Below are 19909 nucleotides of genomic sequence, written 5' to 3' on the forward strand. Positions count from 1 at the left end.
CGCGGAGGTGCTCAGCGTCTAGGCAAGCGGTGCAGGCTTACCGGACCTTGCCGGTGCCCTCGAAACGGGTGGCGTCGGCGGCGGAGGCGAACTGCCGCGGATCGAGGGGGCGGTCGGCTTTCATTTCGGCCACCAGGGAATCCACGACGCGCTCCAGGTTTCCGCCGTTGGCTTCCATGACGGCCAACTGCCGCTCGTAGGACGCCCCGAAAGTGAAGATGTCCCGCATCCAGGCCAGCTCCTGGCTGCATCCCAGCCGCTCGGCCACTGGCGCGAGGTCCAGCAGCATCTGCGCCAGGGTGTCGCTGACCAGCTCTTCGTTGCCCTCCTCGTCGAGAATGAGGATGGCTTCCATGCCGTAGCGGGCCGAGCGCCACTTGTTTTCGGCCACAAACCAAGGCGGCAGCACCGGCAGGGTTTGGCCAGCATCCAGGCGGGAGGAGAAATCTTCGACCAGGCAGTGGGTGAGGGCCGAAATGGCGAGGACCTCCTGAATGTTGGTGGCCGCGTCGCACACCCGCACCTCAATGGTGCCCAGACGGGGGGAGGGGCGGATATCCCAGCGGATCTCGTCGAAGCCCTCGATGACACCGGTGTGCAGCATGTCCCGTTCGTAGCGCTCTAGCTGCTCCCAGGTGTCGAACTGTTCGGGGGTGCCGGCAGTGGGCAGTTGCTGAAAGACCATCGCCCGGTTGGAGGCGTACCCGGTGGCCTTGCCCGCCCAGAACGGCGAGGAGGCCGCCACCGACTGCAGCTGCGCGAACCGGGTCAGCAGCGCTCGCATGAGGGGCAGCACCTTGCGGCGGTCTTCCACCCCCACGTGCACGTGCACCCCGTACAGCAGCATCTGTCGTCCCCAGTATTGGGTCCGCTTGACCAGTTCGGCGTAGCGTTCCTTGTTGGTCACCAGCTGGTAGGCGGGTTGGGCGAACGGGTGGGAGCCCGCCGACGCCAGCTCCACCCGCAGCGGATCGGTCACCCGCCGTACCTCGGCCACGGCGGCCCGAATGTCTTCCCCGCACTGCCCGACGGTGCGCCGCGCCCCGGAGACGACCTCGACGGTGTTTTGCAACATCTCGGGGTGGATGAAGGGGTGCTTGGCGGCCCCGGGCGGGCAGACCGCCTCCGTGACGGCTTGCGCGCATTGGCGGAGATCGCCGGAGTCCTGGTCGATGAGCTGCAGTTCCCACTCGATGCCGATGGTGGAGCGTTGCGAACTGGCGAAGTTCATGGCCATGAGGTCTCCTTACGCCGGGTCTGTTTCCGGTTGAACGATAACGGCGCGGTGGCGTCCTTGGAGGCGAGTGGCGATTAACGTTACCCGATTTTGGCCGCGGGGTCGCAGAGCCTCCCGTAGGGAGGAGGGGTCAATGTCTGCCCCGCGTTTTTTGATCTCGAGCTCGCCGATCGCGTTGTCGCGCACCCATTTCTTAAGGGTCGCGTTTTGCAGCGGCAGCACTTCCTGCACCCGGTAGGTGTGCAGGAAGGGACGCAGGTGGGAGGGGGGCAGCGTGTCGCCGGTGAGGTAGGCGATTTTGTCCGAGACCGGATGGGCGGTGAGCTGCTCGGCGAGGTACGCCACCATCCCGGCGCGTATGACCGCCCCGTCTGGTTCGAAAATGTAGCGGCCGAGTGGACCGGCCTCGACCTGGGTGTGTTCCAAACTGGGATCGCGGTTTGTGGGGTCGGTCAGCACCCGTGCGGTGGACTGGTTGTCGATGACGAGGGCGGAGCGGCCCGGGTGGGGGGCCAGCGGTCCACACCAGATCATCGCCTCCACCACCTCGCCGCCCACTGACGCCCACTGCACCAGCGAGTCGGGGGGCAGCAGATTGAGGTCGATACCGGGAGCCACTTTTACCCCGAGGGCGGGTACCGTGCGCCGCCAGCCCAACACCGTGTCCAGGGAGGGGGCCCAGTCCTCGGGACGGGACAGGCGCGAGGAGCCGGAGCGGCGCGCCGGGTCAGCGAAGATGCCGTCGACGCCGAGGGAGGCTAGGTCGAGGGTGGTGGCGTCGGCATGCAGCACCCGCACGCGCGGGAGGGGAGTGAGGTTAACGGTGGCGCAGGCGGCGGTAGCGGTGTCCTGCTCGACGGCCGTGACCTGCAGATCAAGGGAGGCTAGTGCTAGCGAGTCCCCGCCGAGCCCGCAGCCGAGGTCGGCGATGTGTGTGCAGCCCGCCTCGCGAAACCGTTTGGCGTGATGGGCGGCCACCTCTAGCCGTGTGGCTTGTTGTAGACCCGCCTCAGTGAACAGCATGCGGGCAGCGAAGGAACCAAATTTGGGCACCGCGGCGGCCCGCAGGCGGGATTGGGTGAGCGCACTGGCCACCAGGGGCGCGGGCAGGCCGTGTGCGCGCAGTTTCCGGCTCAGGACGTCGGCATCCAGGGCGGAATAAGGGGGGAGTGAGGCCAGCAGAGCCTGGCCGGCGGCGGTGAACAGGCCGGGGTTGAGTTCGGAGCACATAAATAAATCCTGGCATGAACTGGCGGCGTGCGCTGAGAGCGCAGCACTTGGCACTCGCCTTGACCGAGTGCCAAGTGCGCCATAGGCTTCAGCACAGTGGTGCGAGTACGTCTCGCCCCAGATCCTCTGGTCGACCCCCGCGACGGCGGCTAGAAGATCGAGCTAGCACTTCCGTCTGCACGAAAAGGAGGGGTCCGCATGTCGGTCTCCATCAAGCCGCTAGAAGACCGCGTGGTCGTCAAGGCGCTCACCGCTGAGGTCACCACCGCGTCGGGTCTGTACATCCCCGACACCGCCAAGGAGAAGCCGCAGGAGGGCACCGTCATCGCTGTCGGCCCCGGCCGCATCGACGACAAGGGCAACCGGGTCCCGGTTGACGTCAACGTCGGCGATGTCGTGATCTACTCCAAGTACGGGGGCACCGAGGTCAAGTTCGCGGGGGAGGAATATCTCATCCTGTCGGTGCGGGACCTGCTCGCGGTCGTCGAGCGCTGAATCCGTCTGGGTGAGGCTGGCCTCCGCGGCCAGCCTCACCTTTTTTGTGGGCCAATGCAGGCCGTAGAATCCCCCAATGAGCTTCCCACCACGTGACAACCTCAATCCCATCACTGGCCTGACCTACGATGACGTGCTCCTCCTGCCGGAGATCACGGACGTGATCCCGTCGGAAGTCTCCACGCGCACGCGGCTGACTAAGCAGATCGAGCTGAATATTCCGATGCTGTCGGCGGCGATGGACACCGTCACCGAGTCCCGCATGGCCATCGCCATGGCCCGCCAGGGGGGAATCGGCATTTTGCACCGCAACCTGTCTATCGAAGAACAGGCCCAACAGGTGCGGCAGGTCAAGCGTTCCGAATCGGGTATGGTCACCGACCCGGTGACGGTCGGGCCCGATGCCACCATCGCGGAGCTGGACGAACTGTGCGGGCACTACCGGGTCTCCGGCCTGCCGGTGGTGGACGAAAACGAGATCCTCATCGGCATCATCACCAATCGCGACCTGCGGTTTGTGCCCGCCGAAGAGTGGGCCGCGAAGCGGGTGCGGGACTGCATGACCCCGATGCCGCTGGTGACGGCTCCCGTCGGCGTATCGCACGATGAGGCCAAGCGACTGCTGGCGGAAAACCGCATCGAGAAACTGCCCATCGTCGACGAGGCCGGACACCTGCGAGGCCTGATCACCGTCAAGGACTTTGTAAAGTCCGAGAAGTACCCCGATGCCGCCAAGGACGCCGAGGGGCGGCTGCTGGCGGGGGCCGCTGTCGGCTACTGGGGGGACTCCTGGGAGCGGGCCGTGGCGCTCGCGGAGGCGGGAGTCGATGTGCTGGTGGTGGACACCGCCAACGGGGGCGCCCAGTTGGCGCTGGACATGATCCGCCGCATCAAGGCCGACCCGCAGTTCGCGCGCGTGCAGGTGGTGGGCGGCAACGTGGCCACCACGGAGGGGGCCCAGGCCCTCATCGACGCGGGCGTCGACGCGGTCAAGGCCGGGGTCGGGCCCGGATCGATCTGCACCACCCGCGTGGTGGCCGGCGTCGGAGTGCCGCAGATTACCGCCATCCAGCTGGCGGCCCTGGCTTGTGGCCCGGCTGGGGTGCCTCTGATCGCCGACGGTGGCCTGCAGTACTCCGGCGACATCGCCAAGGCCTTGGTGGCCGGGGCGGACACCGTGATGTTTGGTTCCTTGCTGGCCGGGTGCGAGGAGTCGCCCGGGCAGCTGGTGTTCACCAACGGCAAGCAGTACAAGCAGTACCGGGGGATGGGGTCGCTGGGGGCGATGACGTCGCGCGGCCGCAAGTCCTACTCCAAGGACCGCTACTTCCAGGCCGATGTGGACTCCGATGACAAGATCGTCCCCGAAGGTATCGAGGGCCAGGTGCCCTACTCGGGCACGCTGCGCGCCGTCATGAACCAGCTGGTGGGCGGCTTGCACCAGTCGATGTTCTACACGGGGGCCCGCACGATCGAAGAGCTGAAGGCGCGCGGGCGCTTCGTGCGCATCACCCCGGCAGGGTTGAAGGAGTCGCATCCGCACGACGTGCAGATCACCGTCGAGGCCCCCAACTACACGGGGCGCGGCTGACGGGGGAGGCTGGCGCCGCGCCTAGTCGCGTGGCGCCAGCCCCAACGCGGTCAACGCGGTGAGAGCAGCAAAGCCCCCCGCAAAGAGCGCGCGCGGGGTGTGGCCCGCCAGCAGTTGCCACAGGGCCAGCGCACACCACAGCAGCACCGCGCCGGCGAGCAGTAGCCAGGTGCGGCGGAGCCGGGCGGCAGGATCGGGCCCGCTCATCGGCGGCCTCCTTTACGCTTCCCGGTGCGGCGCGTTCTTTTCGCTGCCGCGGGGCGCGGACGGGGAGCGGCTGGGGTGCTGCCACCCGGTCGCGGCGGGCGGGGGGTGCTTGCGCGCGCCGCGCCCCCCGCCCCTAGTTGGGCGCGGCGGCGCAGCGGGCCGCGCAGGTCCCGGTAAGCCCGCCAGTAGGCAAACAGGGCCGCGATGGCCCAACCAAAGGTCAAGCCGGGGGTGGGTGAGCCGATCTGCCAGAGGCCTGCCAGCCCGCAGATGTTGCCCATTGCAAAGCTCAATAACGGGGAGGACGCGGGGGCGGGAGCGGGCAGCCGCAGCATGGCATCGTCTTTCGCAGGGGGACTGATCGGCTCATCTTACGGCCTGACCCTACGGCCACTGCGGGTCGGCGCCCGGGCCGGGCAGCTGGCGCCGGGCGCGCCAGGCGTTGAAGCTCTCGGCCCATTGGCGGTGGGCGGCGGCCTGCCAGGCGAAGAGCTCGTCGTCGGAGAGCTCGGACACCTGCGGGTGGGCGTGCACCAAAGCTGCCAGGACATCGAGGGTGGCTCGCACGTCGACGTCGGCGGAATGCAGATTTTCGTCCACCGGCACCTGGTAATGCTGCGTCAAGACTCCCAGGGTGCGCTTGCCTTTGCGCCAGCGGTCCACCGCCCGGTCGAGGACGAGCGGATCGAGCACCCGCCGCAGCGGACCGCCGAGACGTTCCTCTAGCGGGGCCAGGCCATGGCGCGTCAACTCGTGTCGCAGGATCCGCAGGTCGAAGGCGGCGTTGAACGCCACTAGCCAAGCGCCGTTTGCCAGTGCCGCGGTCAGTGCTTGCGCGATCTCCTCCAGCGCGGCGGCGGGCGCGACCCCGTGCACGCGAGCATGTTCGGTAGTGATGCCGTGCACCGCAGCTGCGGCTGGCGGGATCTCCACCCCGGGATCAATGAGCCAGGTAGCGGTGGTCTCGGCGACGCCCGGCGCGCGCTGCACGAGCGCTGCCGTGACGATGCGGTCTGCCGCCACGTCCACCCCCGTGGTTTCCGTATCGAAGCCCACCCAAAGGCCAGTAGTCCACATACGTTCGTCCTTTCCGAGCTCTATCGTGCCACCCGCCACCTACATCGGTAGGCTGGGCGCGTGAGCTACGAGATTGAGATCGGTCGCGGTAAACGCGGCCGCCGCGCCTACTCCTTCGACGACATCGCCGTCGTTCCCTCCCGCCGCACCCGCGACCCGGGAGATGTCTCCTTGACGTGGCAGATCGACGCCTACCACGTGCAGCTGCCGATCATGGCGGCCCCGATGGACTCGGTCATGTCCCCGGCCACCGCCATCGAGGTGGGGCGGCTGGGCGGCATCGGGGTACTGGACCTGGAGGGGCTGTGGACCCGCTACGCTGACCCGTCGGATCTGTTGGCGGAGATCGCGCAGCTCGCCCCCGCGGACGCCACCCAGCGCCTGCAGCAGATCTACCAGGAGCCCATCAAACCGGAACTGATCCACGCCCGCCTGCAGGAAATCCGGGCGGCGGGGGTGACGGTGGCTGGCAAGCTCTCGCCGCAGTTGACGCAAGAGAACTGGCGGACCGTCGTCGACGCCGGCGTGGATCTGTTCGTCATCCGCGGCACCACCGTCTCCGCCGAACACGTCTCGTCGCAGGCCGAGCCGTTGAACCTCAAGCGTTTCATTTACGAACTGGACGTGCCGGTGGTGGTGGGTGGGGTAGCCACCTACACCGCGGCCCTGCACCTGATGCGCACCGGGGCCGCTGGGGTCCTGGTGGGATTCGGTGGGGGAGCGGCGCACACGACGCGGCGCGCCCTGGGGATCCACGTGCCGATGGCCACCGCGATCGCCGACGTCGCCGCCGCCCGCCGGGACTACCTGGACGAGTCTGGGGGGCGCTACGTGCACGTGATCGCCGATGGTTCCATCGGGCGGTCCGGGGAGATCGTCAAGGCGATCGCCTGCGGGGCCGACGCCGTCATGCTGGGGGCGGCCCTGGCGCGCGCCACCGAGGCCCCCGGGCAGGGCTGGCACTGGGGCAGCGAGGCGCACCATCCGCGGTTGCCGCGCGGCGAGCGGGTGCACGTGGGCACGGTAGGCACCCTGGAGCAGATTCTGCTTGGTCCGGCCACCTCGCCCGACGGCACGCTGAACCTGGCGGGGGCACTGCGCAAGACCATGGCCTCCACCGGCTACAGCGACTTAAAGGAGCTGCAGCGGGTAGACGTGGTGGTGGCCCCGTACCGCAACTGAGCCGAACCCGGGCGGGAGCGCCGCGCTCCTGCGCGGAGCTGAGTGAAAACTCGGGTGGGCGCTGCCTTGTCTCCAAATAGACAGGAAGCGCCCACTTTTCTGTGTCTTTCCTGGGAGTGGAAAGTGTAAAGGGCCGGTAAGATCGGTGGTGTCCCTCATGGTCATGAGAGGCGCCAAAACTAGCCAGGAGCAAAATCACATGGCACAGCGCACTGCCACCGTTGCATCGAAGGTCGGGCTGCACGCCCGCCCCGCCGCCACTTTCACGGCCGCGGTCTCCGAGTACGACCTTGACATCGAAATTGCCCTGGAGGGCGGTGAGCCGGTGGACGCCTCGTCCGTGCTCGGCGTCATGACGCTAGGGGCAGGCCACGGCGACAAGGTTGTGCTGACCGCCGAAGGCGAGGGCGCTGAGGAGGCCCTCGATGAGCTGGTCAAGCTGCTAGAGACCGACCTCGACGCGTAAGCCGCACGCACAAGTTGGGGCCCGGGCGCTTGCCCGGGCCCCAACTGTTTGCCCGCCGCCTGCCGGGGCAAAGCACCGCCCTAGTTGGCTACCAGTGGCAGGGCGCCGCCTGCCGGGGCAAAGCACCGCCCTAACTGGCTACCAGTGGGGGCTATCCGGCGTATATGGCGCCTGTGCTTTCCTGGTGGTCAGTTAGGGCGGGCCGGCCACGCTGGGCCCCGCGCAGCCGCGGGCCCCAGTGCGGGCTACAGGCCGGGGCGCTTGCCGATGGTCAGCGTCACCTCGCCGGTGTGGGCGACTATCGTGCGTGACTTAGAAGACTTGCAGCGCCACTCCCTTGCACGTAGACTTGGTGCCGGTAGCTAGTGATGAAACAGTTCACCGAGCACCGATTCGAGGGCCCTGAGTGTTTACTTGGGGCCCTGCGCAAATTTTCGAGGCAAAGATGCTGCTTGCGTATATAGGCGAGATAGGTGAGCCCGGGGCATATGTCGGCCCGGAGCACAAGCGTTTTAACACAAGTCCTGCCTTTGGCTACGCTGGTTTCGTATTGAGCGATGACCGCGTGCGCCAGTTTGGTGCGCATTTTACTGCAAAGAAGCGTGAGCTGTTTCCGGAAAAAGGTAGTTCGGGGGAGCAGTTCGAAATCAAGGGTGCGGACATGTTTCGTCCCAGGATTGTCGATCGTTATCCGCAAAATGTTCGTGTGTTTAATGGTCTTATTAGTGCGATAGCCCGAATGGGAGGGGAGCTATTTTATTATGCGGAAGAAAAGCCGCTGGGTACCCCGAAGCAGACGAGGGTAGACCCGGAGGAGTTGGAGGGGGCAGCGATGGCCCAGACCCTCGATCGTCTTGCTCGTCATGCTGAGCGAAAAGGTGAGAATATTCTCGTGCTTATCGACCAGATTAATGAAAAGACGCGGCTGGCCAGGTTGCAGAAGATGTACGCCCATATCCTTGGGAGGGCTACGGATCATCATGAGATGCGCAGAATAATAGAACCGCCTATGCATGTAGATTCGCTGTTATGTGCGAATATTCAGATGGCTGATTGGATTGCGGCTATTGTTTCGCGGGCAGTGGACTACCAGCTCGTAAAAGAATCCAAACATGAATGGGTCACGCTTTCAAGGGGCGGGGTTCGGCTGCCTGAGAGAATGTTCACACACGAATCAAAATTGCATCTTCCTAGACGGGCTGTGGAACTGCACGGTGCTGAAATATTTGCAAACACGCGGAGGATCTATGGTGCTTCTAGAACTGGGATGAGGGTGCATGAGGTCATAGATCCAGCAATGAGTACAAAAATGCGCCGAATGGCGGAGGCTGCCCAGTCCGAGAAGACGAAATCTTAAAGAAGGGCGGGGCCCGGGCGCTTGCCCGGGCCCCAACTGTTTGCCCGCCGCCTGCCGGGGCAAAGCACCGCCCTAACTGGCTACCAGTGGCAGGGCGCCGCCTGCCGGGGCAAAGCACCGCCCTAACTGGCTACCAGTGGGGGCTATCCGGCGTATATGGCGCCTGTGCTTTCCTGGTGGTCAGTTAGGGCGGGCCGACCATGCTGGGCCCCGCGCAGCCGCGGGCCCCAGTGCGGGCTACAGGCCGGGGCGCTTGCCGATCGTCAGCGTCACCTCCCCGGTGTGGGCGAAGAAGTCGTTGCCCTTGTCATCCACCACGATGAACGCCGGGAAGTCCTCCACCTCGATGCGCCAGATGGCCTCCATGCCCAGCTCGGGGTACTCCACCACCTCGACCTTCTTGATGCAGTCCTGCGCCAGGCGCGCCGCCGGGCCGCCGATGGAGCCCAGGTAGAAGCCCCCGTGCTTGGCGCAGGCATCGGTGACGGCCTGCGACCGGTTGCCCTTGGCCAACATGATCATGGAACCGCCCGCCGCCTGGAATTGGTCGACGTAGGCATCCATGCGCCCGGCCGTTGTCGGCCCGAACGAACCCGAAGCCATCCCCTCGGGGGTCTTGGCCGGGCCGGCATAGTAGACCGGGTGGTCTTTCAGATACTGCGGCATCTCCTCCCCGGCCTCCAGGCGCTCGCGGATCTTGGCGTGGGCGATGTCGCGCGCCACGATGAGCGGGCCGGTCAGGGACAGGCGGGTCTTGATCGGATACTTGCTGAGTTCGGCGCGGATCTCGTCCATGGGACGGGTCAGGTCGATCTTGACGGCCGCCCCCTTCCCGGTGCCCGTAACCCCGTCGGTGGCTGCATCCAGTTCAGCGTCCGTGGTGGCGGGCAGGTACTGGCCCGGGTCGAACTCCAGCTGCTCCAAGAACACACCCTCGGGGGTGATCTTGGCTAGCGCCTGGCGATCGGCAGAGCAAGACACGGCGATCGCTACCGGCAGGGACGCGCCGTGGCGCGGCAGGCGAATGACGCGCACGTCGTGGCAGAAGTACTTGCCGCCGAACTGGGCACCGATGCCGATCTTGCGGGTCAGCTCCAGTACTTCGGCCTCCAGCTCCGTGTCGCGGAAGCCGTGCCCGGCCATGGAGCCCGCCGTCGGCAGCGAATCCAGGTAGCGGGCCGAGGCGTACTTGGCGGTCTTGAGGGCGAACTCGGCGCTGGTGCCGCCGATGACGATGGCCAGGTGGTAGGGCGGGCAGGCGGCGGTGCCCAGCGAACGGATCTTGGCCTCCAGGAACTGCATCATGCTTTCCGGGTTCAAGATCGCCTTGGTTTCCTGGAAGAGGTAGGACTTGTTGGCGCTGCCGCCCCCCTTCGCCATGAACAGGAACTTGTAGGTGAGCTCGTGGCCGGGGGCGGTGTCGGCGTACAGCTCGATCTGGGCGGGCAGGTTGGTGCCGGTGTTGCGCTCCTCCCAGGTGGTGAGGGGGGCGTTTTGGGAGTAACGCAGATTGAGTTTGGTGTAGGCCTCGGCGATGCCGCGCGACAGGTGCAACTCGTCGGGCCCCGCCGTCAGGACGTGCTGGCCGCGCTTGCCCATGACAATGGCGGTGCCGGTGTCCTGGCACATGGGCAGCACTCCGGCGGCGGCGATGTGAGCGTTCTTCAACAGGTCCAGGGCCACGAACTTGTCGTTGTCGCTGGCCTCCGGGTCTTCCAAGATGTTGCGCAGTTGCTGCAGGTGGCCGGGGCGCAGGTAATGGGAGATGTCGTGGATGGCTTCGGTGGCCAGTAGCTGCAGGGCCGCGGGGTCCACGGACAGGAACTGACGGCCGTCGGGGCCCGTCACCACGCTCACCCCCTGCGTGGTTAGGCACCGATACTGCGTGGTGTCCGGGCCGATGGGGAGGAGGTCCTCGTACAGGAACTCAGCCATATCCACTCCATTTCGCGACTTTGCTGGGCGACTCGCCCCGCACTTTAGGCCCGCCAACGACCGGGCTTGCGGCGCGGTGTGCCCGGCCCCGCCTGGTGCCCCTGCTGCGGCCGGAGGTTTCCTTGCTGTGGAGCGCCTTTTGGCTGCCCGGTGCCGGTTTGCGTCCGCTCGCCAATCGGGCGAGAATTAGGCAAACCTAATAAGGGGAGAAACATGACACAGGCATTCCGTATTGAGCATGACACGATGGGCGAGGTGCGGGTTCCCGCCGACGCGCTATACGCCGCCCAGACCCAGCGCGCCGTGGAGAACTTTCCCATCTCCGGGCGCGGGCTAGCCCCCAGCCACGTGGTGGCCCTGGCCCAGATCAAGCGGGCCGCGGCGCTGGTGAATGCCGAGTTGGGCGTCATCGAGCCCGCGGTGCGGGACGCTATCGTCGCCGCCGCCGATGAGGTCATTGCGGGGGACCTCATGGCCCATTTCCCGATTGACACGTTCCAAACCGGCTCTGGCACCAGCTCGAACATGAACATGAACGAGGTGCTGGCGACGTTGGCGAGCCGGGCGGCGGGCCAGCCGGTCCACCCCAACGATCACGTCAACGCCTCCCAGTCCAGCAACGATGTCTTCCCCTCCTCTATCCACATAGCGGCCGCCGCCGCCATCCGCGCCACCCTCGTGCCGGGCCTGACGCAGCTGGCGGAGTCGCTGGAGCGCAAAGCGAGCGAGTTCACCGACGTCGTCAAGTCGGGGCGCACCCACCTGATGGACGCCACCCCGCTCACCCTCGGCCAGGAGTTCTCCGGCTACGCCACCCAGGTGCGCAACGGCCTGGCCCGCGTGGCCGACGCGCTGCCGCGCCTGTACGAACTGCCGCTTGGGGGCACGGCCGTGGGCACCGGTATCAACACGCCTCCCGGGTTCTCGGCGCGGGTTATCGCCGAGATCGCTAAGCACACGGAGCTGCCGTTCGTGGAGGCGCCCAACCATTTCGAGGCCCAGTCCGCTCAGGACTCGCTGGTGGAAACTTCCGGGGCTTTGCGCACGGTGGCGGTGTCGCTGACCAAGATCGCTAACGATCTGCGTTGGATGGGGTCCGGGCCGCGCACTGGTCTGGGAGAAGTGGCGCTGCCGGATCTGCAGCCCGGTTCCTCGATCATGCCCGGCAAGGTCAACCCCGTCGTGCCCGAGGCCACTGTCATGGTGGCCGCCCAGGTCATCGGGAACGACGCCGCCATCGCGTTTGCCGGGGCACAAGGCAACTTTGACCTGCTCGTCATGCTGCCGGTGATGGCCCGCAACCTGCTGGAATCCATCGAGATCATCGGCAATGTGGCGCGGGTCTTGGCGGAGCGTACCGTTGATGGACTCGTGGCTAATGTCGACCGGTGCCGCACCTACGCCGAGTCTTCGCCCTCCATCGTCACGCCCCTAAACCGGGTGATTGGTTACGAAGCGGCGGCCAAGATCGCTAAGCACGCCGTCAAGGAAGGCCTCACGATTCGGGCTGCCGTGGAGGCGCTCGGCTACGTGGAGCGGGGCGAAGTCACGGCGGCGCAGCTGGACGAACTGCTCGATGTGACCACCATGACGGGGCAGTGATGTAGCTGCCATCCGGGCGGCGGGCGGGCAAGAGCCAGAAAAATGGTGCGACAATCAAGGACCAAAGGCTATTGCCCGCCCGACGACGTAGCGAAAGGACCGCCCGTGGCACGCAGCATCTACATCACTTCCCCTGAAGGCGCCACCGGGAAATCGACAGTCGCCCTGGGGCTCGTGACCCTGCTGGCTCGCGAGGTGGCGAATGTCGGCGTCTTCCGGCCGGTGGTTAAGGACATCGACAACGATCCCACTCTCGATCTGCTCGTCTCGCACGCGGGCGGCAACCTGGAGCGTTCCCGCTATGTCGGGGTCACTTACGAGGCGCTGCACGCCGACCCGGACGCGGCCCTGGCGCAGATTGTTGACAAGTTCCGCGACCTGGAGCGTGACTGCGACGTGGTGGTGGTTGACGGCTCGGACTACTCCGACGTGCCGGGGGGCGACGAGCACTCCTACAACGCGCGGGTGGCGGCCAACCTGGGGGTGCCGGTGCTTCTCGTGCTCTCCGGGCATGAGCGGACCCCGGAGGAGATCGCCCAGTCGGCGGAGCTGTCGATGAAGGAGATCTCCGGTGAGCACGCGTTCACCGGGGCGATTCTCGTTAACCGGGTAGCGGAGGGGCAGGGTGAGGCCGTGCGGGCGGCCCTGGCACCGCTAGAGACCTACGCGACGGTGCTGCCCGACATTCCGCTGCTGGCCGCCCCCAGCCTGGCCGACGTCATGCGGGCCGTCGAAGGCTCGCTTTTCGCGGGGGATGCCGAGCTGTTGCACCGGGAAGCCGAATCGGTGCTCGTGTGTGCGATGTCGCCGGAGCACGTACTGGAGCGTATCCGCGACGGACAGGTGGCTATCGCCGCCGGGGACCGGTCGTCGATGCTGACCACCCTGCTGCTGGCGCACCAGGCGGAAAACTTCCCGTCGCTGGCCGGCATCGTGCTGAACGGTGGCTTCCTCCCCAGCGCCCAAACCATCAAACTGGTGGAGGGCCTCGGTTCGTCCCTGCCGGTCATCACCACTGAGCTGGCCACCTGGGAGACCGCCGATGCCCTCAACGACCTGCGCGGTGTGATTACTGCCGCCTCCACCCGCAAGATCGAGCTGGCGCTGTCCACCATGGAGGAACACCTCGACGTCAACAAGATCATCGAGGCGTTGGACATCCCGCGCACCGAGGTGGTCACCCCGCTCATGTTCCAGGCCCGCCTGGCCGACCGGGCGCGGGCCGAGCGGAAGACCATCGTGCTGCCCGAACCGGAAGACGACCGCGTGCTGCGGGCCGCCTCCGTCGTGTTGGCGCGGAAGGTGGCCGACCTGATCCTGTTGGGCGACGAGGCGGCGGTGCGGGCACGGGCCGCCGAGTTGGGGTTGGACATTGCTGCCGCGCGTGTGATCTCCACCAGCGACGAGACTTACCTGGAGCGTTACGCCGCCGAGTTCGCGCGGCTGCGGGAAAAGAAGGGTGTGACCCTGGAGCAGGCCCGCGAGATCGTGCAGGACGTGTCCTACTTCGGCACCATGATGGTGCACATGGGTGACGCCGACGGCATGGTCTCCGGCGCGGCCCACACCACCGCCCACACGATCCTGCCGAGCTTCCAGATCATCAAGACCAAGCCGGGCACCTCGATCGTCTCCTCGGTGTTCCTGATGCTGATGCGCGACCAGGTCATTGTTTACGGGGACTGCGCCGTTAACCCGGACCCGACGGCCGAGCAACTGGCTGACATCGCGATTTCCTCGGCGGCCACGGCCCGCATGTTCGGGGTGGATCCGCGCGTGGCCATGTTGTCGTACTCCACCGGCGAATCCGGTTCGGGGGCGGACGTGGACAAGGTGCGGGAGGCCACTCGCCTGGTGCGCGAGCGGGCACCCGAGCTGAGCGTGGAGGGGCCGATCCAGTACGACGCCGCCGTGGACGCGGCCGTGGCCAAGGTCAAGCTGCCCGACTCCGACGTCGCCGGGCGGGCCACCGTCTTCATCTTCCCGGACCTCAACACCGGCAACATCGGCTACAAGGCGGTGCAGCGCTCCTCCGGGGCGATCGCCGTCGGCCCGGTGCTGCAGGGCTTGAACAAGCCGGTCAACGACTTGTCGCGCGGGGCCCTCGTCGACGACATCATCAACACGGTGGTTATCACCGCCGTCCAGGCCCAGTCCCGCTGACCTGCCGCCCAGGCAGCGGCGCTCATCCATCTCGCACACTAAAGGAGCTCAATCCCCATGTCACGTACTGTCCTCGTCATCAACTCGGGGTCTTCGTCTATCAAGTACCAGCTCGTGGACCCCGACAGCGGGCAGGCGTTGGCCGCCGGGCTGGTGGAGCGCATCGGGGAGGAAACCGGCCGGATCGAGCACCAGCACGCCGGGCAGGTGAAGGAGGTGCTCGGCCCGGTCCCGGATCACGGGGTGGGGCTGACCCGCGTGCTGGAGCTGTTCGAGTCCGAGGGGCCGAACCTCGCCGAGACGCATATTGTGGCTGTGGGTCACCGGGTAGTGCAGGGGGGCAAGCACTTCGCGGGACCGGCCGTGATCGACGACGCCGTGGTGGCGTTGATTGAGGAACTGGTGCCGCTGGGGCCGCTGCACAATCCGGCCCACTTGAAGGGCATTGAGGTGGCCCGAGAACTGATGGCCGATATTCCGCACGTGGCGGTCTTCGACACCGCGTTCTTCCAGGGACTGCCAGAGGAGGCGGCCCGCTACGCGTTGGACAAGGACACGGCGGAGAAGTACGCCATCCGCCGCTACGGGGCGCACGGCACCTCTCACCAGTACGTCTCGGGCAAGGTGAGCGAGTTCCTGGGGCGCGAGGATCTTAAGCAGGTGGTCTTGCACCTGGGCAACGGGGCCAGCGCGTCGGCGGTGGTGGCCGGGCACGCCGTGGACACCTCGATGGGATTGACCCCGCTGGAGGGCCTGGTAATGGGGGGCCGCACCGGAGACATTGACCCGGCGGCTGTCTTCCACTTGGCGCGAGTGGCGGGCATGTCGATCGACGAGATCGACCACCTGTTCAACCGGGCCTCGGGCATGAAGGGCATGACCGGGCACAATGACATGCGGGAGGTCTTCAAGCTGATCGAGGCGGGGGACCGCAACGCGGCCGACGCCATGGACGTCTACGTGCACCGACTGCTGAAGTACATCGGTGGCTATGCCGCGGTCATGGGCGGGCTGGACGCCGTGACCTTCACTGCCGGGATCGGTGAGAACGAGGGGCGCCTGCGGGCGCGCGTATGCGAGCGCCTGGCGCCGTTCGGGGTGAAGTTGGACGCGGAAAAGAATGCGGAGCGGTCCAAGGAGCCGCGGATCATCTCGGCCCCGGACTCGGCGGTCACCGTCTTGGTAGTGCCCACCAACGAGGAGCTGGCCATCGCCCGGCAGGCAGTGGAGCTGCTCGGGGTGTAGGGCGCGGCCGGTGGGCGACACGGCGGGCGGGGCAGCGGAAATTGCCCCGCCCGCCGTGTCTTGGCCGCGGGCCCACCGGCGGTAGGCTGGCGGCGACAAGGAGGCAGAAATGACGAGGTTTCGCGCCCAGGTGGTGCCCGGCGAGGAGCTGACGGTGGGGCCTCGGACCCTGAAGGTGCGTGGCGGGGTGTTGCTGCGGCAGTGGGACGAGGACGATCAAACCCACTACTACTGGGAGGAATGGCAGATAGCGGGCCTAGACGACCCGGACTCGTGGCTTGAGTTTGACCACTACCTCGACGAGGTCTGCCTCTACCAGCCGGTCTACTTCGTGGACGCCCTCAACCCGGAGTTGTTGCGCCCGCGCGCCCGCTTCGCCCTGCCCGACGACGAGGGCAACCTCAACCAGATCTTCGTGGAAGAGGTAGGTGTGGGCGAGGTGGTGGCAGCGGTCGGTGAGACCGACCGACACCTGCAGCCCGGCGACGAACTGGCCTACGCGGCCCTGCGCTGCTACGTCGGCGGGATCGAAAGCGAGGTCAGCGCCGAACGCTACGGGCAGCGCGACTACCTGGCCTACACCAAGCTGCGGCTCGACCTCGCCCAACAGCGCGAGGTATTCGGGCGACAAATCGCCAGCTTCGAGCTGGACTAGGCCGGGTGTATCGTTCCGCCGTGCCCAGATTCCAATCGCTGACGCTCCGGTTGCAGGCCGCCGATCCCGTGCGCCTTGACGATCCGCGGTTCGTGGCCGACACCCTGCGCGAGTTGGCCCAGCGGGCCGGGCTGCACGTGCTGACGGACGTCAGCCACCGCTTCGCCCCACAGGGGGTCAGTGTGGCCGTGCTGCTGGCCGAATCTCACGTGGCGATCCACACCTGGCCCGAGCACGCCGACGCCTACCTCACCCTCACCACCTGTCAGCCGCTGCCCGCCGCGCGCCTGGCCGAGCTGGCGGACTGGACCAGGCAGGCCTTCGCGGCCGCGCAGGTCACCAGTGCGGTGCAAGATCTGTAAGATGCGCCCGCCCAGCGCACTAGGATTTCGGCTATCGCCGCGCCCACCGACGGGCCCTGTAACTAGGAGACAAAATGCACGCCGCGTTGAAGATGACAGAGCTGGCCTGGCAGCCGGTGGCCTCGACCATCGGTTTTGCTTTTCTGGGTCTTGTGCTGCTCGTGTTGTTCGCCATCATTTTGAACTTCGGATTCAAGCTGGACCTGCGGCGGGAGCTGGTGGAGGACCACAACACCGGCCTGGGGGTAGCGGTGGCGGGGGTAGCGATCGCCATAGCCATCATCATCGCGGGCACGATCCTTAGCTGAGGCGGTAACGTGCGGGGCCTGCTGGCGGAACTGGCAGTGGGGCGGCACCTGGCCTTGGCTGGCCGCAACTGGCGCGTGGTTGGCATGCTGCGCGGCAGTGAGGTGCCGCCGGGGCAGGGCGAGGAGTTCGAGTGGGAGGAGTGCCACCTGCGCGGTGACGACCAGGCGAGAGCCTGGTTGTTGCTGGACTGCTACAACGGTCTCCTCAGTTTCCTTGAGCCGCTGGCCGATTGTGGTCTGCTGGATCTTGCCGCGTGGCAGCCCGGGCATGAGGCGGCGGCGGGCAGGCTGCGGGTGCAGTGGTGTGGCCATGGGCGGGTGGTGGCTAGCTGCGGGCAGGCGCCCGCGGTCGGTCAGCTGGTGTGGTACGCGGACCTGCACGAGCCGTCCACCGGGACGGAGTACCGGGTGGACGGGCAGGGGCAGCTGTGGCGGGCCATCCCCGTCACGCCCCGCCAGTGGCGCCGTGCCCGCCGTGCGCGAGGAAAGGGAAAGTAGGATGTCGAATTTTCGTGCTCACCTGGAGATGGGGCAGACGTTCATCCTCCGGCGTCACGCCCTGCGCGTGGTCGGAGCAGTGCTGCTGCGCGAGTACGACGAAGAAGACAAACGCGACTACTTTTGGGAGGAGTGGCAGCTGGCCGGAGCAGGCAGCGACGACGCTTGGCTTGAGTTCGACCACTACTCCGGCGACGTCCACCTGAGCATTCCCGCCTACTTCACTGAGCCGATTGACCCCCGCCATTTGCGCAAGGATGCCAGGCTGCGGATGACGGATGCGGCGGGGCGTCCCTGCCAGATCTGGGTGCGCGAAGTGGGGCGGGCCCAGGTCTCCAGGGCGCTCGGCAAGTGCCGGGCGTGGGCCACCACCGGCAAGCCCGTGCACTACGCCGACCTGGACTGCACGGTGGGGGTCGGCAAGGAGTTGCAGCTGTCGGTGGAGTGGTATCAGGGCGGCGAGAGCCGGGTGTATAGCCAGCTAAAGCTCAGCCGCGCCGAGCTGCGTGCCGTGTTCGGTCAGTCGTTCCAGTTTCGCGTCGGCCCCGTAGGCAGCAATATTTTCTCCAATCTCGGCACCGGCGGAAAAATAGTGGCTACGTTGGCGGCGCTGGGGATCGGCACGGCGGTCATTGCGGGGCTCTCGAACTCCGACCGCTGCGACCCGCTGGAGGACGACAACTGCGTGCAGCAACAAGACGGAAACTACCGATACGTCTATGGCGGGGGTGGAAGCGGGGGCGGAAAGTAACGGAAACAGCAGGAGGGAACCGGGCGGTTGATAGGCCGAAAACGCAAAGAAAAGCAGGCGCTCTTCGCCGCCGCCCTGCTGGTGGCAGTTGGCGGCATCATCTATGAACTTATTCTCGGCACGGCCGCCTCCTACCTGGTGGGCGACTCCGTCCTCAGCTTCAGCCTGGCCACCGGCATCACCCTGTTCGGGATGGGAATCGGCTCCCTGCTTGCCCCGCGTCTGCGGGCTGGGGCCGCCCCGTCGTTCGCCCTGACCGAGATCCTCCTCGGGTTGCTGGGGGGCAACTCGGTGTTGCTGCTGTATGCCGCCTTCGCCTACACCGAGTCCCACTGGCTCGTTTTCACCGCCATCAGCCTGGCTATCGGGGTGCTCATCGGCCTGGAGATCCCGCTGCTGGTGAAGATGTTCACCGAGTTCGGGCGCCCCAGCACCGTCGACCTGCTGTCCAAGGTGCTGGCGTTGGACTACTTCGGAGCCCTGCTGGCCTCCCTCGTCTTCCCGCTGGTGTTGCTGCCCTACCTGGGCCTGGCTCGCAGCGCCTACCTGGTGGCCCTGCTGAACGTGTCCGTCGCCGTCCTCATCCTGCAGCGCCTGCGCCCTGCCCGGTCCTTGCTGTGGGCGGCCCTGGGGGCCGTGGCACTGCTCGGGACGTTGCTGGTGGGCGCCTCGCTGCTGGAGCGGCGGATCGACAGCGCCAACTACCAGGACCCGGTGCTGCTGTACGAACAGAGCGCCTACCAGAAGATCGTCGTCACCCATTACGGGCAAGACACCCGCCTCTACCTGAACAACCAGCTGCAGTTTTCGTCCCTCGACGAGGCCCGCTACCACGAGATGTTTGCCGGGGCGGGGCTGACGAGCGTGCCGACGCCCCGGGAGGTGCTGATTCTCGGGGGTGGGGATGGGCTGCTGGCGCGCGAAGTGCTGCGCTATCCGAGCGTGGAGCACGTCACCTTGGTGGATCTCGACCCGGCCATCACCACCCTGGCGGCCACCAACCGCCACTTCACGGCCCTGAACCGGGGGGCGCTGCGCGACCCGCGGGTGCAGGTGGTAAACGCCGACGCCTTCCAGTTCGTCGCCGCGGCCACGGCGCACTACGACGTCATCCTGGTCGACCTCGTGGACCCCAGCCACGAGCGGGTCGCCAAACTGTACTCCAGCCAGTTCTACGGCAATCTGCACGCCCGGCTGCGGCCCCAGGGCGCGCTGGTGGTGCAGGCGACGTCGTCGTTCTTCACCCCGCGTGCCTTTGCCACCGTGGTAGCCAGCCTGCAGCACTCCGCCCCCGCGCGCACGATCCTGCCCTTCAGCGTCAACGTGCCCTCGTTCGGGGAGTGGGGCTTCGCCCTGAGCCTGGCCGACCCAGCCCAGGCGGCGGCGGGCCACCTACCGCCCGGGCTGCGGTGGGCCACCGACAAGCACCTAGCGGTGGCGCTGCGGGAACTGCCGCCCCGCCTGGAGCCCCTGCCGCCGTCGACCCTGCTGCATCCGCGCATCGTGACGGTCTACAACGAAGACCTGCGGCAGTGGCGCTACTACTAA

General features: G+C 66.8%; 19 protein-coding genes. 14 read left to right on the top strand and 5 right to left on the bottom strand.

The genetic code is table 11. The features are described from left to right. Positions 1–37: 37 nt before the first annotated feature. Together BSZ40_RS01340 and BSZ40_RS01345 are read right to left on the bottom strand one after the other, a co-directional pair. Positions 38–1237 carry a glutamate--cysteine ligase gene (locus BSZ40_RS01340; protein ID WP_084542523.1) on the bottom strand — a complete coding sequence of 400 codons (1200 nt, stop codon included), beginning with the start codon at positions 1235–1237 and terminating at the stop codon, positions 38–40. A 9-nt stretch (positions 1238–1246) separates the two neighbouring features. Further along, positions 1247–2467, bottom strand: coding sequence for a class I SAM-dependent methyltransferase (locus BSZ40_RS01345; RefSeq protein ID WP_073822524.1), 1221 nt, complete (start codon positions 2465–2467; stop codon positions 1247–1249). A gap of 198 nt (positions 2468–2665) precedes the next feature. Between BSZ40_RS01345 and groES the strand changes: the two genes are divergently transcribed. Beyond that, a complete protein-coding gene (gene groES, locus BSZ40_RS01350) occupies positions 2666–2962 on the top strand; it encodes a co-chaperone GroES (RefSeq protein ID WP_073822525.1) in 297 nt (98 codons plus the stop codon). 76 nt (positions 2963–3038) lie between these two features. Continuing rightward, positions 3039–4553, top strand: a complete 1515-nt coding sequence (gene guaB, locus BSZ40_RS01355) for an IMP dehydrogenase (protein ID WP_073822527.1) — start codon at positions 3039–3041, stop codon at positions 4551–4553. A 21-nt stretch (positions 4554–4574) separates the two neighbouring features. Here the strand turns inward: guaB and BSZ40_RS01360 are convergent, their stop codons facing one another. Both BSZ40_RS01360 and BSZ40_RS01365 read right to left on the bottom strand, forming a co-directional pair. Then, entirely contained in the window at positions 4575–4760 is a 186-nt protein-coding gene (locus BSZ40_RS01360) for a hypothetical protein (protein WP_073822528.1), read from the bottom strand. 384 nt (positions 4761–5144) lie between these two features. Then, complete coding sequence (locus BSZ40_RS01365; protein WP_073822530.1) at positions 5145–5837, bottom strand: exonuclease domain-containing protein; 693 nt, start codon at positions 5835–5837, stop codon at positions 5145–5147. Positions 5838–5897: 60 nt separating this feature from the next. Between BSZ40_RS01365 and BSZ40_RS01370 the strand changes: the two genes are divergently transcribed. From BSZ40_RS01370 to BSZ40_RS01380, 3 genes are all read left to right on the top strand, one after another. Continuing rightward, positions 5898–7019, top strand: coding sequence for a GuaB3 family IMP dehydrogenase-related protein (locus BSZ40_RS01370; RefSeq protein ID WP_073822532.1), 1122 nt, complete (start codon positions 5898–5900; stop codon positions 7017–7019). Positions 7020–7218: 199 nt separating this feature from the next. Beyond that, the gene (locus tag BSZ40_RS01375) at positions 7219–7485 is read left to right on the top strand and encodes an HPr family phosphocarrier protein (protein ID WP_073822534.1); all 267 of its coding nucleotides are present in this window, start codon (positions 7219–7221) and stop codon (positions 7483–7485) included. A gap of 406 nt (positions 7486–7891) precedes the next feature. Then, positions 7892–8842, top strand: a complete 951-nt coding sequence (locus tag BSZ40_RS01380) for a DUF3800 domain-containing protein (protein WP_245793751.1) — start codon at positions 7892–7894, stop codon at positions 8840–8842. 237 nt (positions 8843–9079) lie between these two features. On the opposite strand, the gene BSZ40_RS01385 is transcribed toward BSZ40_RS01380, so the two are convergent. Next, on the bottom strand, positions 9080–10777 hold the full coding sequence (locus tag BSZ40_RS01385) for a fumarate hydratase (protein WP_073822536.1): 1698 nt from the start codon (positions 10775–10777) through the stop codon (positions 9080–9082). Between the two features lie 213 nt (positions 10778–10990). Here BSZ40_RS01385 and BSZ40_RS01390 point away from each other — a divergent pair, with 213 nt between their 5' ends. The 9 genes from BSZ40_RS01390 to BSZ40_RS01430 all read left to right on the top strand — a co-directional run bounded on the left by BSZ40_RS01390 (position 10991) and on the right by BSZ40_RS01430 (position 19909). Next, positions 10991–12379 (top strand): class II fumarate hydratase, encoded by a 1389-nt coding sequence (locus BSZ40_RS01390; RefSeq protein ID WP_073822538.1) that lies wholly within the window; start codon positions 10991–10993, stop codon positions 12377–12379. Between the two features lie 105 nt (positions 12380–12484). Continuing rightward, the gene (gene pta / locus BSZ40_RS01395) at positions 12485–14542 is read left to right on the top strand and encodes a phosphate acetyltransferase (protein WP_073822539.1); all 2058 of its coding nucleotides are present in this window, start codon (positions 12485–12487) and stop codon (positions 14540–14542) included. Between the two features lie 57 nt (positions 14543–14599). Next, positions 14600–15787, top strand: coding sequence for an acetate/propionate family kinase (locus BSZ40_RS01400; protein ID WP_073822541.1), 1188 nt, complete (start codon positions 14600–14602; stop codon positions 15785–15787). A gap of 109 nt (positions 15788–15896) precedes the next feature. Then, entirely contained in the window at positions 15897–16442 is a 546-nt protein-coding gene (locus BSZ40_RS11445; protein ID WP_073822542.1) for a hypothetical protein, read from the top strand. A gap of 20 nt (positions 16443–16462) precedes the next feature. Then, positions 16463–16804: an S-adenosylmethionine decarboxylase gene (gene speD, locus BSZ40_RS01410; RefSeq protein WP_073822744.1), complete on the top strand. Its 342-nt coding sequence runs from the start codon at positions 16463–16465 to the stop codon at positions 16802–16804. A 74-nt stretch (positions 16805–16878) separates the two neighbouring features. Then, positions 16879–17112: a DUF350 domain-containing protein gene (locus BSZ40_RS01415; RefSeq protein WP_073822544.1), complete on the top strand. Its 234-nt coding sequence runs from the start codon at positions 16879–16881 to the stop codon at positions 17110–17112. 9 nt (positions 17113–17121) lie between these two features. Further along, on the top strand, positions 17122–17610 hold the full coding sequence (locus BSZ40_RS11805) for a hypothetical protein (RefSeq protein WP_073822545.1): 489 nt from the start codon (positions 17122–17124) through the stop codon (positions 17608–17610). 1 nt (position 17611) lies between these two features. Further along, on the top strand, positions 17612–18361 hold the full coding sequence (locus BSZ40_RS01425; protein ID WP_073822546.1) for a DUF4178 domain-containing protein: 750 nt from the start codon (positions 17612–17614) through the stop codon (positions 18359–18361). A 27-nt stretch (positions 18362–18388) separates the two neighbouring features. Beyond that, positions 18389–19909: a polyamine aminopropyltransferase gene (locus BSZ40_RS01430; RefSeq protein ID WP_073822547.1), complete on the top strand. Its 1521-nt coding sequence runs from the start codon at positions 18389–18391 to the stop codon at positions 19907–19909.

It is taken from the genome of Buchananella hordeovulneris, assembly GCF_001907235.1.
GTDB classification, from domain to species: Bacteria; Actinomycetota; Actinomycetes; order Actinomycetales; family Actinomycetaceae; genus Buchananella; species Buchananella hordeovulneris.